Annotated in this window: 9 protein-coding genes; 7 read left to right on the top strand and 2 right to left on the bottom strand. The window is 43.8% G+C overall.

What is annotated here, in order from left to right; translation table 11 throughout:
* Window positions 1-10: 10 nt before the first annotated feature.
* Window positions 11-1,585: a transcription termination factor Rho gene (rho, locus tag BFP97_RS16340; protein ID WP_069843448.1), complete on the bottom strand. Its 1,575-nt coding sequence runs from the start codon at window positions 1,583-1,585 to the stop codon at window positions 11-13.
* A gap of 247 nt (window positions 1,586-1,832) precedes the next feature.
* On the opposite strand from rho, the gene serS reads away from it, so the two are divergent.
* From serS to BFP97_RS16315, 5 genes are all read left to right on the top strand, one after another.
* Complete coding sequence (gene serS, locus BFP97_RS16335; RefSeq protein WP_069843447.1) at window positions 1,833-3,107, top strand: serine--tRNA ligase; 1,275 nt, start codon at window positions 1,833-1,835, stop codon at window positions 3,105-3,107.
* A gap of 58 nt (window positions 3,108-3,165) precedes the next feature.
* Window positions 3,166-5,583, top strand: coding sequence for a gliding motility-associated C-terminal domain-containing protein (locus BFP97_RS16330; protein WP_083262619.1), 2,418 nt, complete (start codon window positions 3,166-3,168; stop codon window positions 5,581-5,583).
* A 108-nt stretch (window positions 5,584-5,691) separates the two neighbouring features.
* The gene (locus BFP97_RS16325; RefSeq protein WP_069843445.1) at window positions 5,692-8,538 is read left to right on the top strand and encodes a gliding motility-associated C-terminal domain-containing protein; all 2,847 of its coding nucleotides are present in this window, start codon (window positions 5,692-5,694) and stop codon (window positions 8,536-8,538) included.
* 78 nt (window positions 8,539-8,616) lie between these two features.
* A complete protein-coding gene (locus tag BFP97_RS16320; RefSeq protein WP_139135341.1) occupies window positions 8,617-9,141 on the top strand; it encodes a hypothetical protein in 525 nt (174 codons plus the stop codon).
* The gene (locus tag BFP97_RS16315) at window positions 9,131-9,601 is read left to right on the top strand and encodes a GNAT family N-acetyltransferase (RefSeq protein ID WP_069843443.1); all 471 of its coding nucleotides are present in this window, start codon (window positions 9,131-9,133) and stop codon (window positions 9,599-9,601) included. The genes BFP97_RS16320 and BFP97_RS16315 overlap by 11 nt, the downstream gene beginning before the upstream one ends.
* Here the strand turns inward: BFP97_RS16315 and BFP97_RS16310 are convergent.
* Window positions 9,589-9,891, bottom strand: coding sequence for a DUF4286 family protein (locus BFP97_RS16310; RefSeq protein ID WP_069843442.1), 303 nt, complete (start codon window positions 9,889-9,891; stop codon window positions 9,589-9,591). The two genes, BFP97_RS16315 and BFP97_RS16310, sit on opposite strands and share 13 nt — an antisense overlap.
* Window positions 9,892-9,962: 71 nt before the next feature.
* Between BFP97_RS16310 and BFP97_RS16305 the strand changes: the two genes are divergently transcribed.
* Together BFP97_RS16305 and BFP97_RS16300 are read left to right on the top strand one after the other, a co-directional pair.
* Window positions 9,963-10,613: a carotenoid biosynthesis protein gene (locus BFP97_RS16305; protein WP_069843441.1), complete on the top strand. Its 651-nt coding sequence runs from the start codon at window positions 9,963-9,965 to the stop codon at window positions 10,611-10,613.
* Between the two features lie 46 nt (window positions 10,614-10,659).
* Entirely contained in the window at window positions 10,660-11,112 is a 453-nt protein-coding gene (locus BFP97_RS16300; RefSeq protein WP_069843440.1) for a sterol desaturase family protein, read from the top strand.
* Window positions 11,113-11,114 lie beyond the last annotated feature (2 nt).

Here is an 11,114-nt window from a genome sequence, read left to right as displayed (position 1 = left end):
ATTACTTCTCTTAATTGTTCATTGAGATTAAGAATTCATCGTTGCTGCGGGTACCTTTCATTCTGTCCAATAAGAATTCCATGGCCTCGACAGAGTTCATATCACTCATAAACTTACGCAGAATCCATACACGTTGAAGTTCTTCTTTGCTCATCAATAGGTCTTCTCTACGTGTGCCAGATGCTGGCACATCAATCGCAGGGTAAACACGTTTGTTAGATAGTTTTCTATCCAATTGCAGTTCCATGTTACCTGTACCTTTGAATTCTTCAAAGATTACCTCGTCCATTTTAGACCCTGTTTCGATCAATGCAGTTGCGATAATGGAAAGTGATCCACCATTTTCAACATTACGGGCTGCCCCGAAGAAACGCTTAGGCTTGTGTAATGCATTCGCGTCCACACCACCTGATAGAATCTTTCCTGATGAAGGTACTACTGTGTTGTAAGCCCTGGCAAGTCGCGTGATAGAATCAAGCAGTATCACTACGTCATGACCACATTCTACCATACGCTTGGCTTTTTCTAACACGATGTTAGAAACCTTCACGTGACGATCGGCCTGCTCATCAAAAGTAGATGAGATGACTTCCGCTTTTACGCTTCTAGCCATATCGGTAACTTCCTCAGGACGCTCATCAATCAATAGGATGATCAAATAACATTCAGGGTGATTTTCAGCGATCGCATTTGCAATTTCTTTCAAGAGAACCGTCTTACCCGTTTTAGGCTGGGCGACAATCATTCCCCTTTGTCCCTTACCGATCGGTGCAAACATGTCTAGAATTCTAGTAGACATCATGCTCGGCTTGGTACTTAGCTTAATCATTTCCTCTGGGAAAAGTGGCGTTAAGTACTCAAAAGGAACCCTATCCCTAATTTCTTCAGTGGTCTTACCGTTTACAGACTCAACTCTTAATAGCGCGAAATACTTTTCACCCTCTTTTGGAGGTCTGATTTGGCCTTTCACCGTATCGCCCGTCTTTAGACCAAATAGTTTGATCTGAGATGGAGATACATAAATATCATCAGGGCTCGCCAGGTAGTTGTAGTCAGAAGATCTCAAGAAGCCGTAGCCGTCTTGCATCATTTCTAACACACCTTCGCTTTCAATCAGTCCATCAAAGTCTTTGATGTTCTGGTTGTATTCCTGACGCTTGTTTCTTCTTTGATCTCTGTCTTTTCTCTCTTCTCCGCCTTTCTCGCCATCTTGTCTTGGCTCTCTTTTGTCAGATCTCTTATCCTTGCGCTGAGGTTTTTCAGACTTTTCCTCATCCGCTTTCTCTTCTGAAGCCTCTTCCTTTTTATCAGCGGCAGTTTCAGTTACATTTTCTCTTTTTGGTCTACGCTTAGGCTTTTCAGACTTGGCAGCCTTAGGTTTTTCTTCCTTCTCTGTTTCAGCAGCTTCTGCGGACTCTTCTGTTTTTGTGGGTAGTTTATCTTCTGGGGTGATGGCTTGCTGATCTAGGATAGCATAGATGATATCTTGCTTGTTCAGCTTTTTGAAGTTTTTTACCCCCATTTTCTCAGCTATTTCTTTTAGCTCAGAAAGAAGCATGAGCTTCAATTCGTCAATGGTGTACATATAAATAATTGGGTTGGAATCCTCTCAAGTGAGGATTATAAAAATGAATTATAGTTTAGTGATAGTTGTTCGAGATGAACGTTGGACATCCCTCTCATCATCTTAGGATTGCACAATATTAGACTAAACAATCCAAACTGTCAAAGATTGACGTTTATTTTTATGCGCTATCCAAGGTTATAACCCGTTTTTCAGCATATTATTGAATGGAATTCGCTTAATTTGTCGCCTCAAATCCACAAGAAAAATGCTACAAGTAGCCAACATCATTGCCGAAAAGGAAAGATATGTCAAAGGACTCGAAAAAAGGGGTATTGACAATGCTGAGACTGTATTGAACGAAGTCATAGCGCTTGATGAGGATCGAAAGAAAACGCAACAAACTTTGGATAGCAATCTTGCCGAGGCCAATAGCATTGCAAAGCAAATTGGTGCTTTGATGAAGGAGGGCAAACGTGACGAAGCGGAAGTAATAAAGTCCCGTACAGCCGAACTTAAAGGATTGAACAAGGAATTGAGTGAGCAACTGAACGCCTATCAGGAAAAACTAAAGCAAGCGCTTTACAACATCCCCAACATCCCACACGATTCAGTGCCAGTTGGTAAAAGTGATGAGGACAATGAAGAAATCGATCGTTTCGGGGATTTCCCAACGCTAGACGATAGTGCTCAACCTCACTGGGATTTGATTAAGAAGTACGACATCATTGACTTCGATCTGGGCATAAAGATTACAGGCGCAGGCTTCCCTGTCTACAAAGGAAAGGGGGCTCGTTTGCAGAGAGCCTTAGTAAACTTCTTCCTTGATGAAGCAGTAGCCGCAGGCTATGCCGAAGTACAACCACCTATTGTGGTGAATGAGGCTTCAGGTTATGGTACCGGGCAACTTCCGGACAAGGAAGGACAGATGTATCATATTGGGTCAGAGAATATGTATCTGATTCCAACAGCAGAAGTGCCGATCACCAACCTTTATCGGGATGTTATCTTAGGTGAGGATGCATTGCCTGTAAAGCATGCAGGCTTTACCCCTTGCTTTAGACGCGAAGCGGGCAGCTGGGGAGCTCATGTCCGTGGCCTCAACAGACTACATCAATTTGACAAGGTAGAAATCGTTCAAATCAGAAAACCTGAGGAGTCTTATGATGCCTTGCAGGAAATGTGCGATCACGTTTCCGGTATTTTGAAAAAGCTTGAACTTCCCTTCAGAACACTAAGACTTTGTAGTGGTGACCTAGGGTTCACTTCCGTGCTTACCTACGACTTCGAGGTGTACTCTGCGGCTCAGGAAAAGTGGCTGGAAGTAAGTTCCGTTTCGAATTTCGAGACCTTTCAGGCCAACAGATTAAAGCTTCGATACAAGGACGAAAACAAGAAATCTGTTTTACTCCATACATTAAATGGAAGTGCATTGGCCCTGCCTAGAATTATGGCAGCTATATTAGAAAACAACCAATCGGCTAACGGGATCAAAGTGCCTGAGGTACTTATACCTTATACCGGTTTTGACCTTATAGACTAATAACCGAGGTCACATAGCCTAAAGTCCATACTTTGGGCGAAATTAATTTTTATGAAATTTGGCTAGACGCGCGCCATTTCTAAAAATCACAATCTACGCTGTAATCATTTTAGCGTTTGTGAACCAATGTCTGGAGGCGCAAACCATACCGGTCGTTAGGGCCAACGAAAAGTATTGCTTCGATCTAAGCCAACCCTTGGCGCTGAACTCCTTTGTAACTATTGATGGTACTGGCACAGACCTTTTGGATGGTATTCAGGTATCCATTTCTCAAAGTTATGACCCTGCCAGCGACCAGTTGAGTTATACTGATGCCGATGGAATTATCGGTGTATTCGACAGTACCAATGGCATTCTAACGCTATCCGGTAATGCTGACCTGGATGCTTATAACCTCGCTTTGAGTCGTATATTATTTAGCTCCAGCGCAACCGATAATTCATCAGGTGTTAAAGCGATTACTTTGTCCCTATCTAATCTGGACTATTACCCTGAAACTGGCCATTTCTATAAGTTCTTCTCCGATCCTGGAATTCTATGGACCATTGCTGCTGCCGAAGCTGCAAGTAAAACCCTGTTCGGTCTCAATGGATATCTGGCCACCATCACCACAACAGGAGAAAATCAATTTATCTTGGATAGGGTTAGTGGTACCGCATGGATAGGCGCCAGCGATGCTGCCGTAGAGGGGGTATGGAGATGGGTAACTGGTCCTGAGGCATTGCAAAATAATGGAGAGGGAAGGCTGCTCTCAGATGGATTTACAAATTGGGAAGTGGGGGAACCTAACAACCTTGGTCCAGAGCATTTTGCCCATATGATGGACTGGTCTAGTCCTCCAGGCAAATGGAACGACCTGGCCGACCCCGGAGGTGGAGGTCAATATGCGCCTACTGGATATATCGTAGAATATGGCGGACAAGCGGGCGATCCGGATGTCTTCTCTTCCATCACCGGCACTACAACTTTAGACTTTTCCCAAACCCTAGATGTAATCGGCTCCACTTCCGTATGCCCCAATTTAATGGAGGTTGCCTATACTGCACCTGACCTTTTTGGTTATGCCTATGAGTGGACCGTCACCGGTGGAACAATCACTTCTGGTCAGGGGACTCCCAACCTATTAGTGGACTGGGGTGGAACGAATGCCAATGCCAGCGTCTCATTGAAAGTCATTTCTGCGGTCATTTGTGAAACAGTATTCGACTTACCAGTCAAGGTGAATGTACAGCTCGAACCTCCACTTCCCATTGGCCCTGATGTCATTTGCTTTACCGATTTAGTTTCGACTCAAACTTACTCTACACCTTTAACCACAGGTTCCAATTATGATTGGCATATTACGAACGGAACCATAGTAGGTGGTGAAGGCACCAACGAGATTACCGTTTTATGGGATGGCCCAGGCACGGGTCAACTCTACTTCACGGAGTCTACCACCACCGCCACGGATATCTGTGATGGAGATTCGCCTATCCTCTCCATAGCTCTGCGTGAAGAGATCGTCCCCACCTTTGATATTGAAAATGTCAAATGCTTCGAAGGATCTGATGGTCAGATAACCATATCGAACGTCATAGGCTTAGCTCCCTTCTCCTATCAATGGAATGTGGACAATACCGCAGTCGTGAATGATAATACTGTAACAGGCCTCAGCGCTGGAACCTATTCTGTTAATATCAGCAGTACGGGCTGTACCATCAATGTCCCTTTTACGATTACTGAACCTCAGCCCTTGATGGGCTCAATCAATGTACAGGATGTACTGTGTTTCGGAGAAGCCACGGGAATCGCTGAAGCCTTAATTACCGGAGGAACCGGTTCTTATCGGTACGTATGGAGCCATAACCCTTCGGTCAATCAAGCCATTTTGAACAACATTCCAAAAGGTGATTATTCAGTGGACATCTACGATGAAAATAACTGTGTTTTAACGCTTGATTTCGAAGTAAATGAACCAGAAGCACTGATTATCACCGAAGTCATTTCAACACTCGTTTCCTGCCCGGGAGGAAATGACGGAACCTTAGAGGCCGTGGTTACGGGTGGAGTAGCACCCTACAGTTTCACTTGGCAGAGTAGCACTGAGACCTCATCTCTGGCAACAGGTTTTGCCAAGGGCACTTATCGAGTGACCGTTACCGATGACAATGGCTGCTCTACCTCAGCCACTCATCAAGTAGATGAAGCGATACCAAAAATCAACTTCCCTTCAGCATTCAGCCCCAATGGTGATCAAATGAATGACACTTTCGGGCCTACCACTCCTTGTGCTGTCATCTTCAATATGGAGGTGTATAATAAATGGGGCGAGGTGATCTTTTCCACCCAGGATGCCCAAAGACAGTGGAATGGTATACTCAATGGTGTGGCCGTACCATCTGGCAAATACAGTTATTTCGCAGTTTGGACAGTCCAAGCCAATGGCCAAAACATCTCCGGAGAAAAAAAGGGAGTAATCAGACTCATTCGATAGCGCAATTCGCTTACTATATTTTGGCAAAATGAGCCAAATTCCTCATTATTGCATCAGGCTGGCGGTTTAAAATCATTGCAAACAACGCAATGACTAACATTCCAGCCTATGTTATCATCTTTACGGAAATGGTCATTTCCGTCAATCATACTACCCTTTATTTGGTCTATATGGACCCTGTTTCCTGCGCACCTTCAGGCACAAGATCATGCTAGACTAAACGCATCCGATTCGTATGCACTCATTTCAGGAAACTCCCTAAGTATTGATGAAATCGTAAGCCTGCAAGGTCCAGATACCACCGCATTAAAAGGGCTCCAAATATCCATTTCACAAAACTATGAACCGGGTATTGACCTGTTAAGCTATACAGAGGCCGATGGAATAGTCGGTGTCTTTGACAGTGGAAATGGCATATTGACGCTAACCGGAAACAGCAATCTGGCTACCTACCAACTGGCCCTTAGCCGTATCATTTTCACTACCAGCGCAATAGATAATTCCAATGGCATTAAGACCATTACGGTATCCTTATCCAATCTCGATTACTATCCAGATACAGGCCATTTCTACGAGTTTTTCCCCGCACCCAACATTACCTGGCAAGATGCCGCGGCACTGGCAGCTAATCAGACACTATTTGGGTTAAGAGGCTATTTAGCGACCGTCACCACTTCAGGTGAAAACCAATTTGTGGTAGACCGGGTAAGTGGTACTTCCTGGATTGGAGCCAATGACGAGGTCAGCGAAGGGGACTGGCGCTGGGTAACTGGCCCCGAGGGCTTGGAAAATGGTGGACTGGGAAGAAAACTCACCGATGGATTCACCAACTGGGATGCTTCTGAACCCAATAACCTTGGTGAAGAAGATTATGCACATATGAAAGATTGGTCTAGTCCTCCAGGCAAATGGAATGACTTGAGAAACCAAGGGGCTGGTGGAGAATTTGCACCTAGAGGATTTATTATTGAATTTGGTGGTTTAGAGGATCCTTCCGAAGCATCCATTACCGGAACAACCGAAATTGACATTCTGCCCCCATTAGAACTTATAGGACCTCAAATCATATGTTCTGAACCGGGGCCTTTCAATTATTCAGCTACACCTTTTGATGGCTACAACTATTTCTGGACCGTCACCGGTGGACAAATATCAGAAGGTCAGGGAACGCCTGATATACAGGTTGAATGGGGACCAAGCAATGCTGATGCGGAAGCGAGCCTAAGAGTCACCTCACCCCTCAATAAAGAATTTGACATTAGTCTACCCATTGAGATTGTAGGAGGGATTGTGCCTGTACTCGTGATTGAAAACGTCAAATGCCATGGCCAATCTGATGGTAGTGTTACAATATCAGAGGTTTCCGGGTTATCACCATTTTCATATCAATGGAATGTCGATAACAATGCCATTGTAGTAGATAATGCCGTCACTAGCCTTAGTGCCGGATCTTATTCTGTTGACATCACAAGCCGTGGCTGTACTGTAAATGTTCCTTTCGTCATTACTCAACCTCAGGCCCTAACTGGTTCCGTGAGTGTTCAAAATGTATTGTGTTCCGGAGAAGCCACAGGCGCAGCAGAAGTCATTGTTTCCGGAGGCAATGGCCCGTACCGATATGTGTGGAGTAATGACCCTGATCTCAATCAAGCTTCACTGACCAACATGTCCAGTGGCGACTATGTTGTTGAGGTATATGATGACAACAATTGTATTTTGACTCTGGACTTTAGCATTACAGCACCTCAACCCTTAACGGGCTCAATTAGTACTCAAGACATATTATGCTCTGGAGAAACAAATGGCACGGCTCAAGCCGTAGTTTCGGGGGGTACAGCTCCGTACAGATATGTATGGAGCCATGACGCTTCCATTAATCAACCTCAAGTGGATGACCTATCAGAAGGAGATTATTCTCTTGAGGTATATGATGCCAACAACTGCTTGCTGACTTTGGATTTTACCATTGCAAAATCCCGAACCCTGGCTGGTTCAGTAAGTGTTCAAGACGTATTGTGTTCCGGAGAAGCCACGGGCGCAGCAGAAGTCATTGCTTCAGGAGGCATAGCCCCCTACCGGTATGTATGGAGCCATGATCCTAACTTGAATCAAGCTTCGTTGAGCAACACGCCAGGTGGCGTTTATTCTGTTGAGGTTTTTGATGCTAACAATTGTGTGCTGACTTTAGACTTTATCATTGCAGAACCCCGACCCCTAACAGGTTGGGTAAGTGTCCAAAACGTATTATGCTCGGGAGAAGCGTCTGGCGTAGCAGAAGTGGTTGTTTCCGGAGGTGTGGCCCCTTACCGATATATATGGAGTCATGATCCAAACCTCAATCAAGCTTCCTTGAGTAGCATGCAGAGTGGAGACTATACTGTTGAGGTTTATGATGCCAACGGCTGTATGCTGAACCTAGACTTATCTATCACTGAACCCGAAGCGCTTGTCATTACTGAAATCTACTCAACCTTGGTGTCTTGCCCAGGGGGCAATGATGGTAGCCTTGAAGCCATCGTTACTGGAGGTACAGGCCCATATACATATACTTGGAGTGATGGTTTTGAAACCAATTCATTCATTTCTGGTCTGACCCAAGGCACCTATCAACTCACAGTCATCGATGCAAATGGCTGTTCCACTACAGCCTCTCAAACAGTAGAAGACGCCATCCCCAAGATCAAATTTCCCACCGCCTTTAGCCCCAACGGAGATAATATGAACGATACCTTTGGACCCACCACCCCTTGCGATGTAGTATTTCGAATGAACATCTATAACACCTGGGGCGAGTTGATCTTCTCGACTCAAAATGCTCAGGAGCGTTGGGATGGTCGACTGAACGGGGTACCTGTCCCTACTGGCAAGTACACCTATTTTGCTGCATGGTCAATTGACGCCAACGGATATAATGCCATGCAAGAAAGAAGGGGGTCAGTGCTCCTAATTAGGTAAGCAATTCGTTTCTTAATCACTCTCCCACCGTTGAAAGTAATAGAGCGCAGAATCTTCTTCTAGATTGAACACACCAGAATGAAAACCTCAATTTATAAGTCAATAGTATTTGTATCAATTATGCTGCTTGGACTGACTACCGCTCAGGCACAGCAGGCCTTTAACCCAAACAATGTCCTGATAATATCCAAAGAGGACTCAAAGAGAGATGGTTTGATGAGAACAGGGCAAACCATCAAGTGCAAACTAAAAGATGGTAATACTGTGAAGGGAAAGCTCTACGTCTATTCCGATCATATAGTAGTTGATAAAAAGAGGGTTGAGTTCAATGAAGTCAAAATGATTAAACTTGTTAATGCAAAGTTCTTAGCCTCACAAGCCGGCAACATTGCATTAAACGAAATTATAAGAAGAGAGACCAACAGTTCCTTAGGGTCAGCCTATCTAATTCGATCCGTGATTTTTTTTGGTATTAGCTACTTTTTATTCAACAAGAAATATAACACGGCAAAGGGATGGGAATTGAGTGTTCGGGAGTTACAGGCCATAAACTTTCGAAGAAGGGCTTATCTTAGCTTCAAAATCAGATTGAATGCTTGTTAGAAAAGGTACTCCTGCAGATTTAGAAGCAGTTTTTGACTTGGTCATGGAGTTGGCTATCTATGAAAAGGCCCCTCATGAAGTGGCCAACTCTGTTGAACGCATGAGAGAAGATGGCTTCGGAGACAAGCCTGTTTTTGAATTCTTCGTTGCCGAAGAAAGAGGAAACATTGTCGGTACTGCTATTTACTATTACAGGTATTCTACCTGGAAGGGTAAAGCACTTTACCTGGAAGATTTGGTAGTACGCGATTCCGAAAGAGGCAAAGGCTATGGCAAAATGCTCCTTGACGCCATTGTGCTAGAGGCAAAACGTACCGACTCAAAACAGGTACGATGGCAAGTACTGGACTGGAACGAGCCCGCCATTAACTTTTACAAAAAACTTGGGGCCGATCTAGATGGAGAATGGATCAACTGCACATTAACAGAAGAACAAATTCAAAACTATCAAACAGACTGAAGTAGCGTTCTAAACGCTGCCATTTGGTTTGGAAATTTCAACAAGGCCTTTTGTTGCAATTCCGGAGCGAAAGCTGCCATATACATTTGAATATTCTTCATATCAGCGGCAAAGTACTGCACACTATAAGATGATGATTGAGGGTCTTCCGTATTCAGTACCTTAAAGAACTTGTGTTCCTCGAACTGATTCGTCTCCATCACCTCAGGGATATGAACCTCCTTCATCCAGGTAATCCACTCCGCCTCTACTTTCTTATCTATAGCAACTGTTACGTTATAAAGAATCATCACAATATATTTGTGGCAAATCTAAGGTTTATGAGTTCAAACATTTACCAATCGACTAAGTTTTGAAGGCTATGCTAGACAAAATTGATAGCCTCCCCTTTGTAAACCAAAAGAATGCCTTTCGACTCATGCTGGCCATGCATGTGGCCGGAGCCATTGGATTAGCTGTCGATGAAACCCGTGAGTTATTTCAGTGGTTGACCCCTTTTAACTTATTGGCGACAGCTGCTATCGTATTACACTTTGAGTCCGAAAAAGGACTGAAGTATGGTCTATTTATTATACTCACCTTTCTGATCGGTTTCTTTATTGAGGTAATAGGGGTAAGCACAGGGCAAATCTTTGGAACCTATAGCTATGGTGAGACCCTGGGGTATAAAGTACTTGATGTGCCATTAGCCATTGGGCTAAACTGGGTAGTGCTAATCTATGCAACTGCTCAATTAAGTAAAACTCTATTCAGCAGCCTCATTGCCCGTGTGGTGATGGGTGCTGGACTGATGACAGCCATAGATTACTTTATAGAGCCCGTGGCGATCGCTTATGACTTTTGGTCATGGGAATCAGCGGCAATTCCTCTTCAGAATTATGCCGCATGGTTTTTAGTCAGTGCCGTCCTGCATGTTTTATTTCAAAAGCTTATGCCTAATTCAAACAATTCACTGACTATTAGGCTTTTATATATACAAGTAGGCTTTTTCATAGTTTTAAATTTTATTTGAAAATTCCTTAAACAATCTGTACAACATCGAGTTAGGGAGCAGAACAATGATTGAAGCAATTGCATGGACCCTACTGGGTTTTGGAATTATGGAGGCGTTTTCATGGTGGGTGCATAAATATGTTATGCATGGTGTATTATGGAAAATTCATAAGACACATCATGAACATACGAAAGGCTTTTTTGAACTAAATGATCTGTTCACATTGCTCTTCGGAGGCTCGGCCATTGTCTTGATATTTTTAGGCGTTGGCAGTTTCGATTATCGGTTTTGGATTGGTTGTGGTATCAGTCTATACGGCATGTTATACTTTATATTACATGATGTATTGATCCACAAGAGACTAAAATGGCTTGGTCGTCCCAAAACAAAATATTTAAAAGCCATTACTAAAGCACATAGAGCTCATCACCGGACGAAAGAAAAGGATGATGCTGTTTCTTTTGGGTTGTTTTTTATACCAAAAAGATACTTTAAGGACGAAGGAGAAAAGATATAAGC

The sequence above is a fragment of the Roseivirga sp. 4D4 genome (genome assembly GCF_001747095.1).
Classification (GTDB): Bacteria; Bacteroidota; Bacteroidia; order Cytophagales; family Cyclobacteriaceae; genus Roseivirga.
Note: the sequence above shows the minus strand (reverse complement) of the source record. Positions and strands in the feature narration are given on the sequence as shown.